This is a genomic window from Faunimonas sp. B44 (assembly GCF_052655945.1).
This window is the reverse complement of record NZ_JBQYEX010000003.1, coordinates 188,240-209,880: the sequence shown is the minus strand read 5'-3', so window position 1 is coordinate 209,880 and position 21,641 is coordinate 188,240. Positions and strand designations below refer to the sequence as shown.

Below are 21,641 nucleotides of genomic sequence, written 5' to 3'. Positions count from 1 at the left end.
GTGCAACGTTTCCTCGGCCTCGACCGTAGCAGCGGGCCGGGTGGCGGGAAATGCGGTTCTCTCCCATTGACGCCATGCGCCGCCCTCCCATATCCATCCCTGCGGATGGTGAGAAATGGATCGACTTCGGCAACTCAGGGCGAGAGCAGGCGACACCGAGAAGATCACGATCAATCTCGGCTATGTCGATCTGGGCCATATCGACCTGATGGTGCAGGAGGGGTTCTACTCCAACCGGACGGATTTCATCCGCACCGCGATCCGCAACCAGCTCGCGGCCCATGCCGAGGCGATCAGCACCTCGGCCATCCGCAAGACGCTCGACCTCGGCCTCCGGCATTTCGGCCGGAGCGACCTGGAGGCGGCCAAGAAGAAGGGCGAGAGGCTGAGGATCCAGGTCCTCGGGCTCGCCGTGATCGGCGACGATGTCACGCCGGCGCTCGCGGAGGAGACGATCGAATCGATCACCGTCTTCGGGGCGCTGCACGCGAGCCGCGAAGTCAGGGCGGCATTGGCCGGCCGAATCCATTGACGCCGTGCTGAAGGAATTTTTCATGTCGGAACGTTTCGGGGCCGCGATGCGCAAGGCGGCGCGCCTGACCGGCGCGCGCAAGCTCCTGGAAGCGACGGAGGTCATCCAGCAGGCGCTCGGCGGGCGCGGCGAGCCGCGGACGGGCACGCCGCAGCCCGGTGCGCCAGCCGGCGGTCCCGCAGCCAACGGCGACGGCGGCACCGCGCTTGACCTCACGGCCGAGATTGTGCGCGTCCGGCGGGCGCCGGCGGAGACGGAGCCCGCCACGAAGGGGCAGCGGACGAAGACCGCGCCGTCCGGCCGGCCAGTGCGCCCGCTCGGCGAGGTCGTGGAGGGATTGCGCCACGGCCGCTTCGCCCGGAGCCCAGGCGCGCCCGCCACGCCGGAAGGCGCCGTCTTCCTGGAGGGCAGGCACTCGGCCGCCGGCGGCTCGCGCACCTACAAGCTCTACCGTCCGGCGACGGCCGCGGACGAAGGCGACAGGCCGCTCATCGTGATGCTGCACGGCTGCACGCAGAACCCGGACGATTTCGCGGCAGGCACAGGCATGAACCGGCTCGCCGAGGAGCACGGCTTCCTGGTGCTCTATCCGGCGCAGTCGCGGCAGGCGAACCAGTCCGGCTGCTGGAACTGGTTCGACGGCGGTCACCAGCGCCGGGGGCGGGGCGAGCCCGCCCTCATCGCGGCGATGACGCGCGCAGCGATCGCGGAGCATGGCGCCGATCCGGGCCGCGTCTTCGTGGCCGGCCTGTCCGCGGGCGGTGCGATGGCCGCCGTGATGGGCGCGACCTATCCCGACCTCTACCACGCCGTCGGCATCCATTCGGGCCTCGCCTATGGAGCGGCGAGCGACGTGGCCTCGGCATTCCGCGCCATGCGGGGGGAGCACGGCGAATTCCTCGTCCCCGGGCTGCGGCCTGCGCCGAAGCCGCGCCCGGGCGGGCTCGTCCGCACCATCGTCATCCACGGCGACGCCGACGCCACCGTGCATCACTCGAACGGGGAACGGATCGCCTCGATCGTCGGGACCCGCCTCTCCGAGGCAGAGGCAGAGGCCGAGGCGGTGCGCGAAAGCGGGGAGGCGAACGGGCGCAGCTACGAGCGGGTAGTCATCCGCGACGGTGCGGGGATCCCGGTGCTGGAGCACTGGATCATCCACGGCGCCGGCCACGCCTGGTTCGGCGGCGATCCGGCCGGCTCCTATGCCGACCCGGCCGGGCCGGACGCTTCGCGCGAGATGGTGCGCTTCTTCCTGGAGGGCGCTCGGCCTTAGCGCCGGACGCTCATCTCTGGCGGGCCTTGCGAGCCGCGTAGCGGGCGTCCCGCGCGGCCTTCTGGGCGGCCTTCAGGGATTCTTCGCGCTCCTCCTCGGCCTTGAGCTCGGCCTCGCGCGCCTCCTTTTCGGCGGCCTCGCGCGTCGCGCGTTCCACCTTCGCCGCCGCTTCCTCGGCCTCCCTGGCCGCCTTGCGCTCGGCCGCGCGGGCCTCGCGCGCGGCCTTGGCGGCAGCCCGCTCGGCCTGGCGCTGCGCGACGGCCGGGTCGTCGGCCTTCGGCCGCGACTGGAACTTCTCGAGCAGCTTCTTCTTGGCTTCGGAAGCCGCGCTGATCCGGTCGCCGAATTCCGGATTCTTGAAACCAGCCATCTCTGTTCGCCTGTTCGCCTGGGTGAGGACCGCGTCGACGGCATTCGTCTGTTGGCAGCATCGCCTGCGACGGCGCTGCAAATGCATGACGCCGGCGCAGGCGGCTTTGCCTTGCCGGTAGATCGACTGCGATCGTGCTTTGCGCCTCGACTAGCACGGGCGGCCCGTGCTTCTCAAGGCCGGCGCGGCATCGGCGCGGATCGGTCGCGCCATCACCGTTCGCAGATGCGGCGCGACCCCCGGTATGGCTGGTAGGTGCAGTCCGAGGCGCGGAACGAGCGGTAGAAGCGGGAGCAGGCCCGGTAATTGCACTGCATGGCGGCCGGCTGGTCGGTCTGGCCGGTCGGAACGGCACCGGCCACCGGCACGGAGCCCGTCGCCATCGCCTCGAGCCGCTGTTGGTCGGTCGGATCGGGCGCCGGCTCGGCCGGGGCGGTCGCCCGCCTCGCGGCGGACAGAACGGTGCTCTCGGGCGATCCGGCCGGATCCGCGGCGGGCTCCGCGGCCGGTACGGGGACCTCCTGCGGCGCTTCGTCCGCTGCCGGGGGCGGGGGCTCGGCGGCGGCGACGGGGATGTCCGGGTCGGCGGCCTCGGGCTCGGCCGGGGGCGCCTCCGCCACCGGGGCGTCCTGCTCTTGTGCGGACGGGATCTCCTGTGCCGGCGCCGGGGGAGCCGCGCGGGCGAGCGCCATCGCGCGCGTGACGAAGGTCTTCCAGATCTGCGCCGGCAGCGTGCCACCGGTCACGTCGTCCATCGGACTGCCGTCGTCGTTGCCGACCCAGACGCCGACCACGATGTGCTCGTTGAAGCCGACGAACCAGGCGTCGCGATGGTTCTGGCTCGTTCCGGTCTTGCCTGCCGCGAAGCCGTCGAGCGCGGCCTCGCGTCCGGTGCCGCTCTCCACGACCAGGCGAAGCAGGCCGACGAGCGGCTCGTGCACGTCGGCGAGCGACTGCCGCGCCGTGACGGGGGGCCCCGACGTCATCAGCTGGCCCTGCTCCTCCGGCCCGAAGGCGGCGATGCCCCAGGGTTCGATCGGGGCGACGCCGGCGCGCACGGAGGCATAGGCGCCGGTAAGGTCGAGGAGCGTGACCTCCGATGTGCCGAGCGCCAGGCTAGGCGTCTCGCCGAGCGGTGCGTCGATGCCGAGATCGCGCGCGGCACGGGCGACCTCCAAAATGCCCACGCCGTCGGCGAGGCGGACCGTGGCCGTGTTGAGCGACCGCGCGAAGGCTTGCGCGAGCGTGACGCGGCCGTGGTAGCGGCCGCCGAAGTTCTCGGGTTTCCAGCCGTCGATCTCGAGCGGCGCATCCTCGACGATGTCGTCCGGCCGCAATCCGCTGCGGAGCGCGGCAAGATAGACGAAGAGCTTGAACGTGGATCCGGGCTGCCGCTTTGCCTGGGTGGCGCGGTTGAAGACGCTCTCGCCGTAGTCGCGGCCGCCGACCATCGCCATGACCGCCCCGTCGGGCTTCAGCGCGACGAGCGCCGCCTGCGACGGGCCGCCCGCCCCGCCGGCGAGCGCCTCGCCCACCACCTCCTCGGCGAGATCCTGCAGGGCCGGGATGAGGGTCGTGCGGATGCGCATGCCGCCGCGGAAGGAGCCGGCAAGGTCGCTCGCCTCTTCGAAGATCCAGTCGGTGAACCAGCTGCCGCCCTGGAGCGCCTTGGGCTGGTGGAGGACCGCCGGGTTGGCCTTGGCCTCCTCGGCGGCGGCCGCATCGAGCCTGCCGTCGGCCACCATGCTGTCGAGGACGACGGCCGCCCGTCGTCGCGCGGCGTCGAAGTTGCGCAGCGGATTGAGCTGCGAGGGCGCCTTGATGAGCCCGGCGAGGAGCGCAGATTCGGCGAGCGTCAGCTCGCTCACCTCCTTGTCGAAATAGATCCGTGCCGCGGTCGGCATGCCGGTCGCGCCGGCGCCGAGATAGATGCCGTTCAGGTAGCGGGCGAGGATCTCGTCCTTCTCGAGCTTGCGGTCGAGCCACACCGAGAGCGCGACCTCCCGCAGCTTCCGGCCGTAGGTCCTCTCGCGGTCGAGATACTCGATCTTCACGAGCTGCTGGGTGATCGTGCTGCCGCCCTCCACGATCCCGCCTGCGGAATAGTTGCGGATCGCGGCGCGCAGGATGCCGCGGAAATCGATCCCGGAATGGTCGTAGAAGCGCCGGTCCTCGATGCTGAGAACGGCATCGACGAGGTGCTTCGGGAAGGCGTCGATCGGCGCGTCCGGCGCCTGGATCGGGCCGCGGCGCGTCAGGGGCTCGCCGTCGGCCGCCTCGATCAGGATGGAGGGCTCCGTCTCCGCCTCCGCGACCGAGGCGAGGGGGACGTCCCGCAGGGCCCAGAGCGCGGTGCCCGCGGCGACGATCGTGCCGAGGAGGAAGATTGCAAAGACCGCCGCGAGGGCCGCAACCATCGGGCGGCGCAGCCCGCGTCGGCGCCGCCCGGCTTGCGCCTCTGACGCGACCACTGGAGCCGAATGGGCTGCGCTGCCCTTGAGAAGCCGCGACCGGCGGGACGCCGCGGGACGCCGGGCGTCGTCGAGCCCCGTTGCCGCTGCGCCGCGGATGCGATGCGCCAGGCCCGCCGCGGCGATGTTCCGCCTTGCGCCGTCGAGGCCCGCCGCGCCCGCGATGCGGATGCGCTGCGCCAGACGCGCCGCCGCCGCACGCAGCCCGACGGCGAGAATCGCGAGGTCTTCGGCAAGCGCGGCGAGGAAGGCGCGCCCCGCCTCGCCGGTCCGGCTGTGCGACCGCCGACGGCCGACCTCCCCGTCCCGCCGCGGTCGCGGTGATCCCGCTCCCCTCGGCCCGGCGTCGCGCTCCCCGAGATCCATCCGCCTGCGCTCGATCCTGTCGTGACCTGCTCGTGACAGGTAACTTGAGCCGGCGACGGTACGTTCCAGACGATTGCATCGGAGTTGGGCCGCCCAGCGCGCTCCGAATGCAATCGCTGGCGCGGGCGGTGCCCGCCGCAACGCAGGGTATCCGCTTGCTAGGGCAGGAGATGTTCGGGCAAGATCGTCATCGGAGAATTGCAGAGCCGGCCGCGAGCCGTCCTCAGGGAGGACCGAAGACCATGAAGGCTGTCCTGTTATCCGGAATCGTCGCGCTTCTGTCGTCGACCGCTCTTGCGCAGACGCCGCCCGCGCAGGACCCCGGCAGCCAGGCGCCCGCCGCCGCGCAGGCACCGGCCGCACCTGCGCCCGCCGCCGAGGCGCCTTCAGGAGCCGCCCCGAACGCGCAAGTGCCCGCGGCGGATGCGCCTGCCGGCGAGGCGCCGGCTGCCGGCGCCGCTCAGGCGCCCGCCGCCACGGCGCAGGCCCAGGGCGGCCCCGCCAATCTCTGCCAGGAGCTCTTGGCCTACATGCAGGCGCCGCCGCCCGCGCCACCGGCGCCTGCCGGGGCTGCCCCGGCCGCGCCCGCCGCTGCCGCCGCTCCCGCCGGACAGGCGCAACAGCCTGCGGGTCAGCAGGCTGGAGCTCAGCCCGCGGGTCAGGCGCAGCCGCCTGCGGGCGAACAGGCCGCAGCACCGCCCGCAAGCCAGGCCGGCGGCGGGCAGCAGGCTGGGGCTCAGCCCGCGGGACAGCCGGCGGCCGGCCAGCCCGGCGCGGCTCAGACCGCTGCGCAGCCGGGCGCTCCCGAGCAGGCAGGATCGCCGTCCGGCCAGGCCGTCCCGCCGCAACCGGCGTCGGAGGGAGGATCGGCGCAGCAGATCGCCGGCCAGAGCGGCCCGGCGGTCGAGGCCCCGAAGCCGACCTCGGCGCAGCCGGCGCAAGGCACCGGACAGAACGCGCCGCAGACCTCCGGTATCAGCGCGCCCGTCCCGGCCGCGCCGACGAGCCCGCCGAAGGACTCGGTGATGTCCGTCGAGGAGGCCCAGGCGCTCGCCGACGCCAACGACATCATGGGCTGCCGCGCCGCGGCGAGGAAGATGCGCGTGGCCGGCGTCGCCATGCCCGCGCCGCTGCTGGCGCTCGCCGCCCTCGACCCGAAATTCTTCGGCCAGCAGCCGAACCAGTGATTGCGAGGGCGTTGGTCGCAAACAAGGAGATCAGAAAATGGGGGTAATCGTGACCGGCATTCTGGCGGCGGTCGTCATCGCGATCGGTGCCGGCTTCTTCCTGCAGGGGCAGGAATGGAAGCCCGCCTGGGAGGTCTACAGCAGCACCGAGAGCACGCGCGTCGGCAATCCCGGCTACAATCTCGTCGGCAGGAACTGGCGCGGCGAGCCGACAGGCCTGGAGGCCGATGCCGGCACGACCGGAAGCAACGGCTGACGCGCACGGCGGGTCGGGCGTAAGGTCCGGCCGTCCCCCGCGATTGCGCCCGGTCTAGCATCGGCGCCAGACGGCGTCCCGTCTGCCGGGCCATCTGCCGAGGCAGCAAGCTTCTCAGGAATGGTGTCGCCCCGTCCCGCCCCAGTGGGGCGGGACGGGGTCTTCTTGCTGCCCGCAAATCGCCGTCGCGCAGCGTCCTGCCCGTCTCCTGGAAGATGCGCTTGCGTCCCGGGGCATTGCAGGGCGCCGCGGGTCCGCCGGGCGTGGGCGGTTTGCGGTCGAGCCGGCCGTTCGAAAAAGAAGAACCGCCGGAACGGGCGTTCCGGCGGCTCCGTCGATCCGTGTCGGACGGAGCCTTGCGGCTCCGGGCCGTGCTATTCCGCCGGCGCCATCGTGGTGGCGGGGCGGCCGGTCACACGCGCCTCCTGCGCCTCGACCCAGGCGCTGTGATGGGCGCGCGCCCAGTTCAGGTCGACCTCGCCGCTGCCCATCGCGTCGTAGGCGCCCTCCATGCCGAGCGAGCCGATATAGATGTGGGCGAGGATCACCGCGATCATGACCATGCCGACCACGGCGTGAACGTACTGCGCCAACTGCATGCCGTTGATGTCGGTGAAGGAGAACGGGAACAGCATGATCACGCCGGTCACCGACAGCGCGATGCCGCCGATGATGACCGACCAGAAGATCAGTTTCTGGCCGGCGTTGAAGCGGCCCGCCGGCGGATGGGTGTTGCGCAGGAACCCGCCGGCTTCCCGGATCCAGCGCCAGTCGTAGCGGTCCGGCAGATTGTCCTTGATCCAGATGACGAGCATGAAGAACACGCCGACCATGAACGCCCAGGAGACGAAATTGTGGGCGTACTTCGCCCAATAGCTCCAGGTGGCGAAGGCGTCGGGGCTCATCAGCGGCATGAGCAGGCGCTTGCCGAACACGTAGTTGAGGCCGGTGATGGCGAGGACGATGAAGGCCGTCGCCGTCATCCAGTGATTGAACCGCTCGAACCAGTTGAAGCGGAGGATCTTCACGCCGGAATAGCCCTCCGTCATCCGCATCCGGCCCTTGGTGAAATAGAAGACCGCCAGGGCGAGCAGCATGCCGAGAATGGCGATCGCGCCGATCCAGACCAGCCAGCCCTCGCGGAAATCGCGATAGTCGCGCCCTTGCGGCTGCTCGAGCAGCCCGGCGGCCGTGTTCGGGATGCTGACCCGGCCCTGGATCTTGTTGAGCTCCTGCAGGAGCTGCTGCTCATGGACGGATTGCGCGGTCGGGTTGCTCCCGGTCCCGCTCTGTCCCATCCCCGACTGGTTCTGCGCGGAAACGGGCGCCGCATAGAGCCCGATGGCCAGAACCAACGCGACGATCATCGGCCCGATCGGGCCGGAAAGCTTCGACAAAGGCATCCCTCACTCCTTGTCTCGGCGCTCCTTTCCGGAGCGTCTTTCCCGATCCGTCGTCTAGACCGTGATCCCTTCGCGATAGGCCGTCTGCCAGCCCCAGGCGCCGGAGCCGTAGCCGCGCTGCGTCACCCGCTCCTTGTAGATCGAGGCGATGATCTCGCCGTCGCCGGCGAGCAGCGACTTGGTCGAGCACATCTCGGCGCAGAGCGGGAGCTTGCCCTCGGCCAGGCGGTTCGACCCGTATTTGGCGTATTCCGCCGCCGTGTTGTCGGGCTCCGGGCCGGCGGCGCAGAAGGTGCACTTGTCCATCTTGCCGCGCGAGCCGAAATTGCCGACCCGCGGATATTGCGGGGCGCCGAACGGGCAGGCGTAGAAGCAATAGCCGCAGCCGATGCAGAGGTCCTTCGAATGCAGCACCACGGCGTCCGCCGTGGTGTAGAAACAGTCGACCGGGCACACCGCCGCGCAGGGCGCGTCGGTGCAGTGCATGCAGGCCATGGAGACCGAGCGCTCGCCGGGCTTGCCGTCATTGATGGTGACGACGCGCCGGCGGTTGATGCCCCAGGGGACGTCATGCTCGTTCTTGCAGGCGGTGACGCAGGCGTTGCACTCGATGCAGCGGTCCGCGTCGCAGAGGAATTTCATCCGAGCCATTTCGTCGTCCCCCTTACGCAGCCTGGATCTGGCACAGAGTGGCCTTCGGCTCCTGCATGCCCGTGACCGGGTCGAAGCCGTAGGTCGTGATCGTGTTCACGCTTTCGCCGAGCACGACGGGATCCGTCCCTTCCGGGTAGCGGTGTCGCATGTCCTCGCCCTGGTACCAGCCGGAGAAGTGGAACGGCATCCAGGCGACGCCTCTGCCGACCCGCTCCGTCACCAGCGCCTTGACGCGGGTCCGGGCGCCGTTCTCGGCGCCGAGCACCCACACAAACTGGCCGTCCTTGATGCCGCGATCGCCGGCGTCGCCCGGGTTGATCTCGACGAACATGTCCTGCTGCAGCTCGGCGAGCCAGCGGTTCGACCGGGTCTCCTCGCCGCCGCCTTCGTACTCGACCAGCCGGCCGGAGGAGAGGATGATCGGGAACTGCCGGGCAATGTCCTTGTCGACCGCGCTCTGCTGGACCGTGAAGCCGGCGTTGAGCAACCGGAACTGCCGCTCGTCGGGCCGCGTCGGATACTGCGCGACGAGGTCGCTGCGCGGCGTGTAGATCGGCTCGCGGTGGACAGGCACGGGATCGGGCAGGTTCCACGCCACGGCGCGCGCCTTGCCGTTGCCGTAGTGCATGACCCCATGCGCCATGCAGACGCGCTGGATGCCGCCGGAGAGGTCGATCGACCAGCTCACGGTGTCGATCTTGTCGCCGCCGATTCGCTCGATGACCGCGAGCTCGTCCGCCGTGAGGTCCCTGTCCCAGCCGAGCTTCTTCAGCATCGCCATGGTGAACTCGGGATAGCCGTCGGTGAGCTCGGAGCCCTGCGAGAAGGAATCCTCGGCGAGCAGCGTCTGCCCGTTCCGCTCGATGCCGAAGCGGGCGCGGAACGTGCCGCCCCCCTCCATCACGTGGAGGTTGGTGTTGTAGAGGATCGGCGTCCCGGGGTGCCGGAGCTCCGGCTTGCCCCAGCACGGCCAGGGCAGGCCGTAATAGTCGCCGCCGACCTCCGGCACGTCCTTCGGCGCCCGGAGCGTGACGAGGTCGAACTTGTCCTGGTTGCGCATGTGCGCCTTGAGGCGCTCCGGCGACTGCCCGCAATAGCCGGTCGACCAGCCGCCGCGGTTGATCTCGCGGAGGATGTCCTCGGGGTCGGGCTTGTTGTCCGTGACCCTGATGTTCTTGAACATGCTCTCCGCCAGGCCGAGCTTCCTGGCGAGCAGGTACATCGTCTCGTAGTCGTCCTTCGATTCGAAGGCCGGCTCCACGATCTTCTCGCCCCACTGGATGGAGCGGTTGGAGGCCGTGCGCGACCCTTCCGTCTCCAGCGATGTGGCGATCGGCAGGAGATACGTGCCTTCCTGGCGGTTGCCGATCGCGGCGAAGGTGGTCGGGTGCGGGTCGGCGACGACGAGCAGGTCGAGCTTGTCCATCCCCTTGATCATCTCGGGGATGCGCGTGACCGTGTTGCCGCCGTGGCCCATGACGATCATGCCGCGGACGTTGGAGCGCTGGTCGACCTCCTCCTCGGGGGTCGTCACCGCGTCGAACCACCTTGTCGAGGTGATCCCCGGCGTCTCCATGTTCTCCTTGCGGGTGCGCGCCTTGCGGCCGCCCTTCTCGGGCACTTCGTCGAACTGGCCCTGCAGCCAGTCGTACTCGACTTCCCAGACACGGGCCCAGTGCTTCCACGCCGCTTCCGTGAGGCCGTAATAGAGGGGCAGGGTGCTGATATCGAGGCCGAGATCGGTCGCGCCCTGCACGTTGGTGTGGCCGCGGAAGATGTTCGCGCCGGTGCCGGGCGAGCCGATGTTGCCGGTGGCCAGGCACGCGATGCAGAAGGCGCGGACATTGGCCGTGCCGATCGTGTGCTGGGTCGCGCCCATGCACCAGATGATGGTCGCGGGCTTCTGCGTCGCGAACATCTCGGCGACGCGCCGGAGCTGGTCGCCCGGCACGCCGGTCACGCGCTGGACCTCCTCGGGGTTCCACTTCGCGACTTCCTTGCGCACCTCGTCCATGCCGTAGACGCGCTTGGCGATGAAGTCCTTGTCTTCCCAGCCGTTCTCGAAGACGTGCCAGAGCAGGCCCCAGACGAGCGGGATGTCGGTGCCGGACCGGAACCGCACGTATTCCGTCGCGTGCGCGGCGGTGCGCGTGAAGCGCGGATCCATCACGACGACGTTGGCGCGGTTGAGCTCCTTGCCCGACAGGATGTGCTGCATCGCGATCGGATGGGCTTCGGCGGCGTTGGAGCCGATGAAGATCATCGTCTTCGTGTTGCGGATGTCGTTGTAGGAGTTCGTCTGCGCGCCGTAGCCCCACGTGTTCGCCACGCCGGCGACCGTCGTGGAGTGGCAGATGCGGGCCTGGTGGTCGATCGAGTTCGTGCCCCAGAAGGCGCCGAACTTGCGCATCAGGTAAGCGCCCTCGTTCGTGAACTTGGCGGAGCCCAGCCAGTAGACCGCGTCGGCGCCGGACTGCTCGCGGATCTCGAGCATCTTGTCGCCGATCTCGTCGATCGCCTGGTCCCAGGAAATGCGCTGCCATTTCCCGCCGGTGAGCTTCAGCGGGTATTTCAGCCGGCGCTCGCCATGCACGATTTCGCGGATCGCCGCGCCCTTCGCGCAGTGCGAGCCGCGGTTGATCGGGCTCTGCCAGGCGGGCTCCTGGCCGGTCCAGACGCCGTTCTGCACTTCGGCGAGGACGGTGCAGCCGACCGAGCAATGCGTGCAGATGTTCTTCTTGATGGTGACTTCGACGCCCGGCTGCGGGGCGGCGACCGCCTCGGCCTTGCGGATCGTGCCGAGCTGGAAGCTGCCGGCCGCGGCGAGGCCGCCGACGGTGAGCCCCGACCGGCGCAGGAAGGTGCGGCGGTCGATCGCCTGCGAGGCGGCGGCCGCGATCGCCTGGAGATTTCTGCGGGCGGCCTGGCCGCTCTTGCGCTTGGTCAGCATGGCGCCCTCACTTCTTCAGCGTTTCGTAGCCGTTGACGCGGTAGAAGGCCTTGACGTGGTCGGTTTCCTGGTACCGCGCCCGCGTCTCCTCCCCGCCCGGATTGTAGGCCTGCGCATCGTCAGGCAGTGCGACCGCGACGGCGGCCACGGCGGCCGTGGAGGCGCCGCCGACGGCCCGCAGGAAGTCGCGGCGACCGATCCCCTTCTGCTGCTTGTCCTGCATCGTCCGTCCTCCTTTTTCGCCGCCGGTCCATCCACCGGCACGGGCGGCTCGCCGCCCCCCTAGTGCATGGCGATCACGCATCGAGCGCGAAGGCCTCCGATTCGATGTCCATGAACAGGCCGCCGATGCGGCCGACCGGCGCGTAGAGCTTCGCCCGTTTCGCCATCTCGAGGTCCGCGAAGAAGCGCGGCGCCCACGGCGCGATGTGATCCAGGAAGAACCGCCGCTCGTCGTCCGGGCTCGCCTCGAACGCGCCGCAGGCGAAGCCGCTCATGATCTCGCAGAGCGTGCCGAGATGGTCCTCCGGCTCGCGATGGCCCTCGGCGCGCTCGAGCCCCAGCCGCCGGAGGTCGCCGCGCAGGCGTGCGAGCGGGCGCTCGTTCAGGAAGCCGGTCAGGTAATACGAGGCGTAGGGCAGCAGCTCGCCGCGGCCGACGCCGATGAAGAGGTCGAAATATTCCTGCTGGGCGTCCGCCACCGAGGTCGAGGCCGCCGCCTCGGCGAGCGCGATCTGGGCAAGGCCGATCGGGGTCGCCGTGCCCTGCACGGCGGAAAGCTGCGCCAGCATGGCGGCGTCGGGCGCGCGCAGGAGAAGGCCGGCGAGCAGAGCGTAGAGGTGGGAGCGCGCGAGGTCGGTCTCGTCGACCTCGGGGCGGGACTGGAACGCTGTCATGCGATCACCCACAGGCGCGACTGCGTCCGGCCGTCTCGTCCGGCCCGAATCAACTCTTTCCGCATCCCCGAAAGCGCGCTCGGCCACGCCGTTGACCATTCCGACCGTTTCCTCCCCGCCCTTCTTGGTCTGCACGTCGGTGCGGGCGTTTGTCATAGTACGCTGCGGTTGCGCGACTGCAATAGATTTATGTGAATCACCCGGGCGTTGTGGGCGCCGTTCAGGCCGGCAGCGCGCCGCCGTGGCGCCCGCTCCGCCCGCGCTCCGGGCCGCGGCCCGGAGCCCCTTCCGCCTCGTCCTCCGGGGACATCGCCGAACCGGCATCGAGCGTTTCCGGCGGCGCCGTTTCCCCACCGGGTTGCGCGGCGGGTGCCGCCGCGCTCGCCGCGTCCTCCGCGATCGCGTCGTTCTCCGTGGCCTGCGCCGCCTCATCCGGCGCGTCGGACGGAGCCGGTGTTCTCGGCTCGGGCGCCTTCGCTGCTTCGGGGTGCTCGCCGGGTTGCCCCTCCTCCCTCAACGAGAACCGGACCGGATTCGGACCGGCCCCGCCGGCGGCGGGCCCGAAGCCCGGAATCGATGCGGGATCGTTGAAATCCCACGCATTCTCCGCCGGCCCGACATAGCTGCGGATCGTGGGATCGAGCGCCCACGCCTTGCGGAGCGCCGCCGCCCGCAGGGCCTGCGGCACGCCCTTGCGCAGGAAGGCGGAAAGGTCGCTCTCGGCCGTCACCTCCTCGATGCGCGGCAGGTCCGCCTCGGGGATGGGCTCCTCCGCCGGGGCCGCTTCCTGCGCGGCCTCGGCCCCGACGGCCTCCTCGGGCGCCGCCGGCGCGATCTCCGCCTCGGCAGGATCCGTTCCGGCCTCGAGCTTCCGGCGCGACCAGCGGGCGAGGAAGCTCTGTTCGCGTTCGCTCATGGCTCGTCCTCATGCGGCAGCTTCTCCGGCTTCGGCCGCAGCGCGAGCGCTTCCGGATTGGCGCGGTCGCGCTTGCGCTTCACGAACGGCCGCTCGACGTGGTGCGCGGCGACGAAGGCGGCGACCCGTTCGCGCACTGCGGGCGGCATCGGCACCGCTTCCACGATCGCCGCGCCCGTCTCCGTCAGGCCCTCGCCCTCGGCCGGGTCGGGCGTCACGATGGCGAGCGCCACGCCCGGCTCGTGCTCGGACTCGCGCAGCGACACCCAGAGCGTCGGCGCGCCGGTGGCGAGGTTGTCGCGGTAATTGCCCGTCTCGGTCCGGTGCAGCGCCACCTCGGCCGCCCCCGCGTAGAAGGTCGTGCGGTCCGGGTCCTCGGCGAGCACGCTCCACGGCGCGGCCGCCGCCGGCGCGGGCAAGGCGGCGACGGGCACCCAGGCGAACTCGGCCCAGGGGCTCTTCAGCCGCCGCCGCTCCACCACGATCCCGACTTCGAATGCCTCGCCCGCCATCCGTCAGCTCGCCATCTCTGACGTCCGAAGCGGCAGGCCCGCGACGAGGTTCTGCGGCTTCATGCGGACGATGCGGTCGGGGGTCATGGCGAGGATCAGCCAGACCGGCCGGCTTCCGACCTCGTCGCGCGCCTCGCGCGGATCGGCGAAGGTCAGGCGGAACAGCGCGAGCACGCGCGAAAGCGTCTCCGCGTCGATCTCGCCGCCGCGCCAGAGCAGGTTGCCGATCCGCGTCGCCTCGGCGTCGAGCCCGACGAACCAGGTGAAGTCAGGGTCCTCCAGTCGCGCGACTGGCTCGACCTCGACCTCGGCTCCGAGGAGATGCCGGACCCAGGTCGCGATCGCGGTCGCGAGCCCCTCCCGCACCCGGCCCTCGCCGAGGTTCAGCACGAACTCGAAGGCGTCGCTGCGCTCGAAGTAGCGGTCGGCGTCCGCCTCCGTGAGCACCGCGAGCTCGGCCACGGCCGGCCCGCCCAGCATGGCGAGGAGCGGCGAGGCATGCCGGTCCTTCTCGTGGCTCTCGATCGTCTCCGCATCGGCGAGCAGCACCGAGCCCTCGTTGAAGGTGACGCGCTGCGCCCGGTAGAGGAGCTCGGCCGCGCGCAGCACGAACGGGTCGCCGATCCCGTCGAGCGCGTTGCGGAGCACCACCTGCGCGAGCTGGTTCAGGAAGATCGGCGGGGTCCGGCCCATGTCGCCGCGGGCGAGCGCGACGTAGGCCGCCTCGAGCGACGGCGCCGCGATGAGCCGGTCGCGGAAGGCGATCATCAGCTCCCAGTTCTCGCGCGCGTCGGCGTCGCGGATCGCGGCGATCTCGGCCGGGGCGACGGGGCGGCGCGGGTGATGGAAGAGCAGCTCGTGGTGGAGCCGCCGCTCCGCCTCGCAGGAATCGTCCGGGGGGACCAGCTCGGGACGGGCGAGATAGGCCTTGATGAAGGCGTCGGTCGCGACGAGCCGGCCGGCCTCGTCGCGGTCGAGCAGGTGGTGGCCCGCGGCGATCCAGAAGTCGCTCATCGGCGGCCGCCCTTCAGCATGGCGAGCAGGTCGACCGCTTCCTCCGGCGCCTCCTCGTCGTCCTCGACGATGCGGAACACGCCGCGCGGCTGCAGCTGGTCCTCCCTTCGGCGGAGCGTGCGGAACGACTCCCGCACCTCGTCGCCGGAAACCGTCCGGTGCAGGGCGACGAGCGTGCCGACGGGGTGGTCGCAGAGCGATGCGGCGAAGGCGATCTCCTCGGCCGCCGCGCCGCGCGCGACCGCGTGGGACGGCGCGCCGCAATGGGCGACCAGTTGCCCGGCGAGGCGCTCGACCGCGGCGTCACGCTCCGCCTCGTTCGCCTCGCTCACCACCACGAGGGTCGACCAGCCGAAGCTCTCGATCCCGGTGAAGCCGCCGCGGAAGGCCTGCAGCGCCTTGCCGGCGAGCGTGCCGGCATCCACCCCGAAGAAGCGGAACGTCCCGGTCACCGCCCATTCGCCGGGCTCGGCGGCACGCGCATAGACGAAGGTGTCGGAGGCGTCGAGGCGGATCGTTCGCGGCAGCTTCAGAGCCATGGCAGCCCCGTCTCCGGATCGCGCCAGGACGGCGTGCCGAGCTCCGCCCGCAGGCTGCGGCGCTCGCCCGCCTGCGGGCCGATGCCGCGCGGAACGAAGAGGTCGCCGTTCTCCTCGATCGTGGCGAGGGCGCCGGCCCCGGCGGGCAGCCGCTGCAGCCAGCGGCGCGCCACCGCGTCGAACCCGCTCTCGTTCCAGAGGTCGAACTGCAGCATCATGTGGCGCGCGAAGCTGCCGAGCAGCGCCGCGCCGTCGATACCCTCGAAGCCGAGCTCGTCGAGCGCGCCGAGGAGCGGCCGGAGGCCCGGCTCGCCGGCGCGCATCACCGCCGTGCGCAGCATGCCGGCGAACACCAGCCAGTCCGGCACCGAATCCTCCGGCGTCCCGTCCGGCCAGGCGAGGCGGACGCCGCCGACGAGCACGCCGTCCACCCGGATGGCGTCGGGCCATTCGAACTGGATCGGCCGCTCCGGCGGGGATTGGGCCGCGAGCGCGTCGGCAAGCGCATTCATGCCGGCATAGAGCGCCCGCCGCGCCGTCGCCAGCGGCTCCTCCGGCTCGAGCACGAGGGCGAACTCGACGATGTCGAACCGGCCGACCCAGACGAGGGTCGCCGCGCCCGCCTCGGCCGCGATCGACCGGGCATGGGCGAGCGCGTCCCCCGACTCGCGCAGCGTCACGAGCCGGTAGAGCGGTGGAAGATCGATCGTCCGGCCTTTGGACGAGACGGCTATGGCCATGATTTCCCGTGCGCTGGTGCCGCGGTGCCATCTCGTTATAATCCTTCTAAAGTGGCCGACGCCACAGTCGCGTGGGCAAGGCCTTGGAGGGGCGATGAAATCGCAGGAGCGCCGCACGATCCTGGTCTGCTCGTGCGAGAAGACCATGCCGGATTTCGGCGCGGACGCGGAACGCGGCTGCCCGGGCGCCGGCGTGGAGCGTGCCGAGCAGCTGTGCGGCCGCGAGCTCGACCGGGCACGGAGCGTCCTTGGCGGAAGCGGAACCGTGACGATCGCGTGCACCCAGCAGGCGCCGCTCTTCGGCGACCTCGCCGAGGAGGCGGGGTTCTCGGGCCGGGTCGATTTCGTCAACATCCGGGAGACCGCCGGCTGGTCGGCGGAGGCGGCGGCAGCCGGCCCGAAGGTCGCGGCGCTCCTCGCCATGGCCGCCGAGCCCGCCGGCGACACGCCGATCGTGAGCGTTGCGAGCGAAGGCGTGATTCTCGTCTACGGGCGCGACGAGGTCGCGATCGAGGCGGGACGCGCGCTCTCCGAGCGGCTGAACGTAACGATCCTGCTCACGCGGCCGCAGGACGTCGCCCCGCCGCGGGTCTGGGACTTCCCGATCATGCGGGGCACGGTCACCGGTGCAACCGGCCGGGTCGGGGACTTCGCGCTCACCGTCGACGATCTCGCCGCGCCCCTGCCGTCGTCCCGCGACCGGCTCGTGTTCGGCCCGGCGCGCGACGGCGCAACCTCGCATTGCGAACTGGTGCTGGACCTGAGCGGCGGTACGCCGCTCTTCGCCGCCGACGATCTGCTCGACGGCTATTTCCGTGCCGATCCCCGCGACCGGGCGGGCGTCGCCGAGGCGATCGCGCGGGCCGGCGAGATGGTCGGCGAGTTCGACAAGCCGCGCTACGTCGATTTCCATGCCGACCTCTGTGCGCATTCCCGTTCCCGGATCGTCGGCTGCTCGCGCTGCCTGGAGCTCTGCCCGACCGGTGCGATCACGCCGGCCGGCGATCACGTCGCCATCGATCCGCTGATCTGCGCCGGGTGCGGAAGCTGCGCGGCGGCGTGCCCGACGGGTGCGGCGTCCTACACGCTGCCTGCCGTCGACGGGCTGCTCCGCCGCGTCCGGGTCGGACTGCAGGCCTACCAGCGTGCGGGCGGGCGCGACGCGGTCCTGCTCTTCCACGACGGCGAGCACGGCGGCCCGCTTGTCGACGCGCTCGCGCGGTTCGGGGCGGGCCTGCCGGCGAACGTCATCCCGGTCGAGGTGAATGCCGTGACCCAGATCGGGCTCGAGGCCTTCGCGGCGCCGCTCGCCTGGGGCGCGGTCGCGGTGCGGGCGCTGTCCCGGGCGAAGCCGCGGCACGACGTCGGCGGCCTGCTGCGCACCATCGCAATGGCCGACCATCTCGCCGCGGCGCTCGGCTACGGGTTCGGCTCGGCCGGCCTCGTCGAGACGGACGATCCCGACCGGCTCGCCGAGGCGCTGGCCGGACTGCCTCGCCGGGCCGTGGAGCGCGAGATCGCCACCTTCATGCCGGCCGGCGGCAAGCGCACGGTTCTCGCCACCACGTTTCGCGAGTTGCACCGCGTGGCGCCTGCGCCAGTCGATGTCGTCGCTCTCCCGGCGAGCGCGCCCTTCGGCGGGCTGGCGATCAATGCGGAGGGATGCACCCTCTGTCATTCCTGCGTGGCGGCGTGCCCGACCGGGGCGCTCTCCGACGATCCCGATCGGCCGGCCCTCTACTTCAACGAGAGCGCCTGCGTTCAATGCGGCCTTTGCGCCGCCACCTGCCCCGAACATGTGATTGCGCTCGAGCCGCGGCTCGACTTCGCCGCCTGGAACGCGCCGAAACGGCTCGTCAAGGAGGAGGAGCCGTTCTGCTGTATCGCCTGTGGGGCGGCGTTCGGCACCAGGAGCACGATCGAGCGCATCGTGGCGAAGCTCCAGGACAGCCACTGGATGTATGCGGGAGTGAATGCGCGACGGCTCGACGTGATCCGCATGTGCGACACGTGCCGCGTCCAGGCGATGACCGAGGAGAGCTTCGACCCCTATGCCTCGCCGCGCGCGCCGCGCACGACGGAGGATTATCTCCGCGCGGGTACGCCGACCGACGGCTCGGCCTGACCCTCCTCCGGGCCGGCCCTCTTCGCCCCGGGAGCCGTTGGCCCGGTCGCCCGCGCCAGGAACGACACGAGCGCGGCACGATCCTCCGGGTCGCGGATCACCTGCTCGGGCATCTTCGTGCCGGGGGTATAGGCCATCGGTCCGACCTCGAAGAGCCTGGCGACGGTTTCGGGCGTCCAGACGATGTCCATCTGCTTCAGTGCTTCGGAATAGTGGTAGTCCGGCAGCGTCGCGATCCTGCGGCCGAACACGCCGTGGAGCGTCGGCCCTGCGCGGGCACCCTCGGAAGGATCGAGCGTGTGGCAGGCGACGCAGGCGCGGAACACCTGCGCACCGCGGTCTCCCTCGAAGGCGGCGAGCGGATCCGGCGGGCCGCCGCCCACCAGCCCGCCGAGATGCGCTCCCGTCTCGACGTTCCATTGCCGGACCACGCGATCCGAGCCGCCGGTGAAGAGCGTCTTCCCGTCGGGCGCGAACGCCGCCGACCAGACCGGCAGGCCCGGCCCGACGAGGTCCCGCTCCCGTTCCAGCCGGTCGGAATCCAGCACCGCGATCGCGCCGCGCAGCCCGCCTGCCGCGAGCCTTTTCGCGTCGGGCGATGCGGCGAGCGCGATCACCGGCGTGGCCGAGATCTCCGCCTCCGCCAGTATCACACCGGTGCGGTCGAGCAGGCGGACGCGGCCGTCGGCCGAACCCGCTGCGAGGCGGTCGGGCCCGACCGCGACGAGCGTGTTGACCGGGCTCGGCAAAGTCGCGACGGAGGATGACCAGTCGTCGGGCCGCCAGAACCGGACGGTCAGGTCGTAGCCGCCGCTGACGAGCGTGCCGTCGGCCAGGAAGGCGACGGCGTTCACGTTCCCCGAATGGCCCTCCAGGATGCGCGGCTCGCCGCCCCGGAGCGGCCAGACCCGGACCGTGCCGTCCCAGGCCGCCGATGCTAGGCTTTTCCCGTCGGGAGAGACGGCGAGGCCCGCGATCGGCGCCGTGTGGCCCTCGAGGACGCGCTCGGGCGTGGTGGCGCCGGGCTGCCAGAGCGCGATGCGGCCCTCTTCCCCCGCGCTCGCGACGCCGCCGCCGGGCAGCACGGCGAGCGCGTTCACCTGCCCGTCGTGGAAGCGGAGCACCCGCTCGGCCGCCCCGACGGTGGCCGACCAGACGATGATCGCCGTGTCGAAGCTCCCGCTGATGACCCGGCCGCCTTCGGAATCGACCGCGAGGCTGCGCACCGGGCCGCCGTGGCCGCGGAGTTCCGCCCCGTGGCCGGGCGCGACGCCCTGCAGGAGGAGCGCGGCGGCACAGGCGGAACCTGCGACCGCCCCGCGACAGCGGCGATGCAACCGGGTCCCGCCCGCCATCAGGCGCTTCCGGCAGCGGCCGGCGCGTTCACGGGGATGCCCAGCGCCGCGAGCGCGTCGGCGAGTTCGGCCGCGGAATAGGGCTTCCGCAGGAAGGCGATGCCGCGCCAGTTCATCTCGATCGAGTTCATGCCGAGGAATCCGGAAGTGAAGAGCACCGGAAGGTCGGGGATCCGGCTCCGGAGCCATTCGGCGAGGCGCGGGCCGTCGAGCGCGCCCGGCATCATGCAATCCGTGAAGAGCGCGGAGATGCCGGCGTCCTGCTCGAAGAGGCGCGCCGCCTCGTCGCCGTTCGCCGCGCTGACGACGTCGACGCCGAGCTCCTCGAGCATCGAGGCCGCGAGCGCGCGCACCTTCTCCTCGTCCTCCACCAGGAGGATGCGGGCGGGTTCGCCGCCCGTCTTGCGCTGCTGCGGCAGCTTGCGCCGCCGGCGCGATCGACTCCCCCGCTCGTCGAGGGCACGTGGCAGGAAGAGCCGGACGGTGGTCCCCACACCGAGTTCGCTGTCGATTGTCACCGTGCCGCCGGACTGGCGCATGAAGCCGTAGATCGAACTCAGGCCGAGGCCCGTGCCCCGGCCGGCTTCCTTGGTGGTGAAGAACGGCTCGAAGGCGTGTGCCTTCACCTCCTCCGACATGCCCGATCCGCTGTCGGCGACGGCGAGCTCGACATACTCCCCTTGCGGCAGGTCGAGGCCCGCGAGCACGGCATCGTCGGCGGGACGGTTCAGGGCCGTGATCCTGATCGCTCCGCCCTCGGCCATGGCGTCCCGGGCGTTGATGACGAGGTTGACGATCGCGGCCTCGAGTTGCGAGGCGTCGAGATAGACCGGCCAGACGTCATCCTTGCAGGTCATCTCGACCGGGATGCGATCCTCGAGAAGGCGCGCCAGGATCTTCTCGAGCCGGATCAGCTCGTCGCAGAGCCTGATGCTCTTCGGCTCGAGCGCCTGGCGCCGGGCGAAGCTCAGGAGCCGCTTGGTCAGGTCCGCGCAGCTGACCGCCGCCTGCATGGCGAGGTTCAGTCGCGAGGAGAGCCTCTCGTCCTCGATGGGCATGGCGAGCGCGCGGTCGAGGCTGCCGATGATGACGCTCAGCATGTTGTTGAAGTCATGGGCGATGCCGCCGGTCATCTGCCCGATCGCCTCGATCTTCTGGGCGTGGACGAGCTGTTCCTCGAGCCGCCGCCGCTCGGTGATGTCGAGCAGGATGCCGAACTGCTCGCGCCGGTCGGACTTGCTGAAGGTGGCGCGGTCGGAGAACCAGCGGTAGGAGCCGTCGCGGCATTTCAGGCGGTACTCCGCCGAGAACACCTTCGTCTCAGTCGCCTCCTCGAAGGCGGAGAGGATGCGCGGGCGGTCGTCGGGATGGACCCAGTCGAACCAGTTCCGGATCTCGCCGTCGACGTCGCCGCCATGGCCGACGAGCCCCTCGAGCCGCCCGCCGACCAGCTTGCGGGACCGGAACTCGTCGACCGAGCGCGCCGTGTAGAGGGCGAGCGGAAGGGCCTCGATGACCGCCGATTGCTGGGCGAGGCTCCGCTCCAGCGCCGCCTCCGTCCGCATCTGCTCGGTCCTGACGAGGAGGTTGTCGGCAAGCAGCCGCTTCTCGTGCTCGGCCTGGCGGCGGATCTCCTGGGCGCGCTTGTGCAGCTCGATGAAGACGGCGACCTTCGAGCGCAGCATGAGCGGGTCGACGGGCTTGAACACGAAGTCGACCGCGCCCGCCGCGTAGCCGCGCGCGAGATGGCCCGATTCCTTGTTCACGGCCGAGAGGAAGATGATCGGGACGTGCCTGGTGCGCTCGCGGGCGCGGATGATCGCGGCCGTCTCGTAGCCGTCCAGCCCCGGCATCAGCACGTCGAGGAGGATGACGGCGAACTCCTCCTTGAGGAGGCGGCGCAGCGCCTCCTCCCCGGAGCGCACGCACACGATGGGCTGCTCGAGCTCGCCGAGGATCGCCTGGATTGCGATCAGGTTGGCCGGGTCGTCGTCGACCGCCAGGATGCGGGCGAACTCGCCCGCCTCGCCGGGCCGGGCCTCCGGGATCTCGTTGCCCTCGTCTTGCTGCCGCGCCAACGCC

General features: G+C 71.1%; 19 protein-coding genes. 5 read left to right on the top strand and 14 right to left on the bottom strand.

Annotated elements, in window-relative coordinates; all coding sequences use genetic code 11:
- The first annotated feature begins 115 nt into the window (after nucleotides 1-115).
- Both ACUN0C_RS07110 and ACUN0C_RS07105 read left to right on the top strand, forming a co-directional pair.
- Nucleotides 116-532, top strand: a complete 417-nt coding sequence (locus tag ACUN0C_RS07110) for a CopG family transcriptional regulator (RefSeq protein WP_445465636.1) — start codon at nucleotides 116-118, stop codon at nucleotides 530-532.
- Between the two features lie 22 nt (nucleotides 533-554).
- Complete coding sequence (locus ACUN0C_RS07105; protein ID WP_445465635.1) at nucleotides 555-1,805, top strand: extracellular catalytic domain type 1 short-chain-length polyhydroxyalkanoate depolymerase; 1,251 nt, start codon at nucleotides 555-557, stop codon at nucleotides 1,803-1,805.
- 10 nt (nucleotides 1,806-1,815) lie between these two features.
- Here the strand turns inward: ACUN0C_RS07105 and ACUN0C_RS07100 are convergent, their stop codons facing one another.
- Both ACUN0C_RS07100 and ACUN0C_RS07095 read right to left on the bottom strand, forming a co-directional pair.
- Entirely contained in the window at nucleotides 1,816-2,175 is a 360-nt protein-coding gene (locus ACUN0C_RS07100; protein ID WP_445465975.1) for a DUF6481 family protein, read from the bottom strand.
- A gap of 212 nt (nucleotides 2,176-2,387) precedes the next feature.
- A complete protein-coding gene (locus tag ACUN0C_RS07095; protein WP_445465974.1) occupies nucleotides 2,388-4,592 on the bottom strand; it encodes a PBP1A family penicillin-binding protein in 2,205 nt (734 codons plus the stop codon).
- Between the two features lie 527 nt (nucleotides 4,593-5,119).
- Here ACUN0C_RS07095 and ACUN0C_RS07090 point away from each other — a divergent pair.
- Both ACUN0C_RS07090 and ACUN0C_RS07085 read left to right on the top strand, forming a co-directional pair.
- Entirely contained in the window at nucleotides 5,120-6,199 is a 1,080-nt protein-coding gene (locus ACUN0C_RS07090) for a hypothetical protein (protein WP_445465634.1), read from the top strand.
- 37 nt (nucleotides 6,200-6,236) lie between these two features.
- Nucleotides 6,237-6,455, top strand: a complete 219-nt coding sequence (locus ACUN0C_RS07085) for a hypothetical protein (protein WP_445465633.1) — start codon at nucleotides 6,237-6,239, stop codon at nucleotides 6,453-6,455.
- Between the two features lie 374 nt (nucleotides 6,456-6,829).
- Here the strand turns inward: ACUN0C_RS07085 and ACUN0C_RS07080 are convergent, their stop codons facing one another.
- From ACUN0C_RS07080 to ACUN0C_RS07035, 10 genes are all read right to left on the bottom strand, one after another.
- A complete protein-coding gene (locus ACUN0C_RS07080) occupies nucleotides 6,830-7,858 on the bottom strand; it encodes a formate dehydrogenase subunit gamma (protein WP_445465632.1) in 1,029 nt (342 codons plus the stop codon).
- A gap of 54 nt (nucleotides 7,859-7,912) precedes the next feature.
- On the bottom strand, nucleotides 7,913-8,509 hold the full coding sequence (gene fdh3B / locus ACUN0C_RS07075; RefSeq protein ID WP_445465631.1) for a formate dehydrogenase FDH3 subunit beta: 597 nt from the start codon (nucleotides 8,507-8,509) through the stop codon (nucleotides 7,913-7,915).
- Between the two features lie 13 nt (nucleotides 8,510-8,522).
- Nucleotides 8,523-11,462, bottom strand: a complete 2,940-nt coding sequence (locus ACUN0C_RS07070; protein WP_445465630.1) for a formate dehydrogenase subunit alpha — start codon at nucleotides 11,460-11,462, stop codon at nucleotides 8,523-8,525.
- 7 nt (nucleotides 11,463-11,469) lie between these two features.
- Nucleotides 11,470-11,685 (bottom strand): twin-arginine translocation signal domain-containing protein, encoded by a 216-nt coding sequence (locus tag ACUN0C_RS07065; RefSeq protein WP_445465629.1) that lies wholly within the window; start codon nucleotides 11,683-11,685, stop codon nucleotides 11,470-11,472.
- Nucleotides 11,686-11,758: 73 nt separating this feature from the next.
- On the bottom strand, nucleotides 11,759-12,358 hold the full coding sequence (locus ACUN0C_RS07060; protein ID WP_445465628.1) for a TorD/DmsD family molecular chaperone: 600 nt from the start codon (nucleotides 12,356-12,358) through the stop codon (nucleotides 11,759-11,761).
- 220 nt (nucleotides 12,359-12,578) lie between these two features.
- Nucleotides 12,579-13,274: a DUF3306 domain-containing protein gene (locus ACUN0C_RS07055; protein WP_445465627.1), complete on the bottom strand. Its 696-nt coding sequence runs from the start codon at nucleotides 13,272-13,274 to the stop codon at nucleotides 12,579-12,581.
- On the bottom strand, nucleotides 13,271-13,786 hold the full coding sequence (locus ACUN0C_RS07050) for a DUF3305 domain-containing protein (protein ID WP_445465626.1): 516 nt from the start codon (nucleotides 13,784-13,786) through the stop codon (nucleotides 13,271-13,273). Before ACUN0C_RS07050 ends, ACUN0C_RS07055 begins: the two co-directional genes overlap by 4 nt.
- Nucleotides 13,787-13,789: 3 nt before the next feature.
- Nucleotides 13,790-14,800, bottom strand: coding sequence for a DUF6352 family protein (locus ACUN0C_RS07045; protein ID WP_445465625.1), 1,011 nt, complete (start codon nucleotides 14,798-14,800; stop codon nucleotides 13,790-13,792).
- Nucleotides 14,797-15,339 carry a DUF6505 family protein gene (locus tag ACUN0C_RS07040; protein WP_445465624.1) on the bottom strand — a complete coding sequence of 181 codons (543 nt, stop codon included), beginning with the start codon at nucleotides 15,337-15,339 and terminating at the stop codon, nucleotides 14,797-14,799. Before ACUN0C_RS07040 ends, ACUN0C_RS07045 begins: the two co-directional genes overlap by 4 nt.
- A complete protein-coding gene (locus tag ACUN0C_RS07035) occupies nucleotides 15,330-16,079 on the bottom strand; it encodes a biotin/lipoate--protein ligase family protein (protein ID WP_445465623.1) in 750 nt (249 codons plus the stop codon). Before ACUN0C_RS07035 ends, ACUN0C_RS07040 begins: the two co-directional genes overlap by 10 nt.
- A 94-nt stretch (nucleotides 16,080-16,173) precedes the next feature.
- Between ACUN0C_RS07035 and ACUN0C_RS07030 the strand changes: the two genes are divergently transcribed.
- Nucleotides 16,174-18,204: a 4Fe-4S binding protein gene (locus ACUN0C_RS07030; protein WP_445465622.1), complete on the top strand. Its 2,031-nt coding sequence runs from the start codon at nucleotides 16,174-16,176 to the stop codon at nucleotides 18,202-18,204.
- On the opposite strand, the gene ACUN0C_RS07025 is transcribed toward ACUN0C_RS07030, so the two are convergent.
- Entirely contained in the window at nucleotides 18,165-19,559 is a 1,395-nt protein-coding gene (locus tag ACUN0C_RS07025) for a c-type cytochrome (RefSeq protein ID WP_445465621.1), read from the bottom strand. The genes ACUN0C_RS07030 and ACUN0C_RS07025 overlap by 40 nt on opposite strands.
- Nucleotides 19,559-21,637, bottom strand: coding sequence for a response regulator (locus ACUN0C_RS07020; protein ID WP_445465620.1), 2,079 nt, complete (start codon nucleotides 21,635-21,637; stop codon nucleotides 19,559-19,561). Before ACUN0C_RS07020 ends, ACUN0C_RS07025 begins: the two co-directional genes overlap by 1 nt.
- Between the last annotated feature and the right edge of the window lie 4 nt (nucleotides 21,638-21,641).

What these genes read in the sequence shown, in the direction of transcription:
- ACUN0C_RS07110 (WP_445465636.1), top strand. Translation starts at nt 116, where the DNA reads ATGGATCGACTTCGGCAACTCAGGGCGAGAGCAGGCGACACCGAGAAG.
- ACUN0C_RS07105 (WP_445465635.1), top strand. Translation starts at nt 555, where the DNA reads ATGTCGGAACGTTTCGGGGCCGCGATGCGCAAGGCGGCGCGCCTGACC.
- ACUN0C_RS07100 (WP_445465975.1), bottom strand. Translation starts at nt 2,175, where the DNA reads ATGGCTGGTTTCAAGAATCCGGAATTCGGCGACCGGATCAGCGCGGCT.
- ACUN0C_RS07095 (WP_445465974.1), bottom strand. Translation starts at nt 4,592, where the DNA reads ATGGTTGCGGCCCTCGCGGCGGTCTTTGCAATCTTCCTCCTCGGCACG.
- ACUN0C_RS07090 (WP_445465634.1), top strand. Translation starts at nt 5,120, where the DNA reads ATGCAATCGCTGGCGCGGGCGGTGCCCGCCGCAACGCAGGGTATCCGC.
- ACUN0C_RS07085 (WP_445465633.1), top strand. Translation starts at nt 6,237, where the DNA reads ATGGGGGTAATCGTGACCGGCATTCTGGCGGCGGTCGTCATCGCGATC.
- ACUN0C_RS07080 (WP_445465632.1), bottom strand. Translation starts at nt 7,858, where the DNA reads ATGCCTTTGTCGAAGCTTTCCGGCCCGATCGGGCCGATGATCGTCGCG.
- fdh3B (WP_445465631.1), bottom strand. Translation starts at nt 8,509, where the DNA reads ATGGCTCGGATGAAATTCCTCTGCGACGCGGACCGCTGCATCGAGTGC.
- ACUN0C_RS07070 (WP_445465630.1), bottom strand. Translation starts at nt 11,462, where the DNA reads ATGCTGACCAAGCGCAAGAGCGGCCAGGCCGCCCGCAGAAATCTCCAG.
- ACUN0C_RS07065 (WP_445465629.1), bottom strand. Translation starts at nt 11,685, where the DNA reads ATGCAGGACAAGCAGCAGAAGGGGATCGGTCGCCGCGACTTCCTGCGG.
- ACUN0C_RS07060 (WP_445465628.1), bottom strand. Translation starts at nt 12,358, where the DNA reads ATGACAGCGTTCCAGTCCCGCCCCGAGGTCGACGAGACCGACCTCGCG.
- ACUN0C_RS07055 (WP_445465627.1), bottom strand. Translation starts at nt 13,274, where the DNA reads ATGAGCGAACGCGAACAGAGCTTCCTCGCCCGCTGGTCGCGCCGGAAG.
- ACUN0C_RS07050 (WP_445465626.1), bottom strand. Translation starts at nt 13,786, where the DNA reads ATGGCGGGCGAGGCATTCGAAGTCGGGATCGTGGTGGAGCGGCGGCGG.
- ACUN0C_RS07045 (WP_445465625.1), bottom strand. Translation starts at nt 14,800, where the DNA reads ATGAGCGACTTCTGGATCGCCGCGGGCCACCACCTGCTCGACCGCGAC.
- ACUN0C_RS07040 (WP_445465624.1), bottom strand. Translation starts at nt 15,339, where the DNA reads ATGGCTCTGAAGCTGCCGCGAACGATCCGCCTCGACGCCTCCGACACC.
- ACUN0C_RS07035 (WP_445465623.1), bottom strand. Translation starts at nt 16,079, where the DNA reads ATGGCCATAGCCGTCTCGTCCAAAGGCCGGACGATCGATCTTCCACCG.
- ACUN0C_RS07030 (WP_445465622.1), top strand. Translation starts at nt 16,174, where the DNA reads ATGAAATCGCAGGAGCGCCGCACGATCCTGGTCTGCTCGTGCGAGAAG.
- ACUN0C_RS07025 (WP_445465621.1), bottom strand. Translation starts at nt 19,559, where the DNA reads ATGGCGGGCGGGACCCGGTTGCATCGCCGCTGTCGCGGGGCGGTCGCA.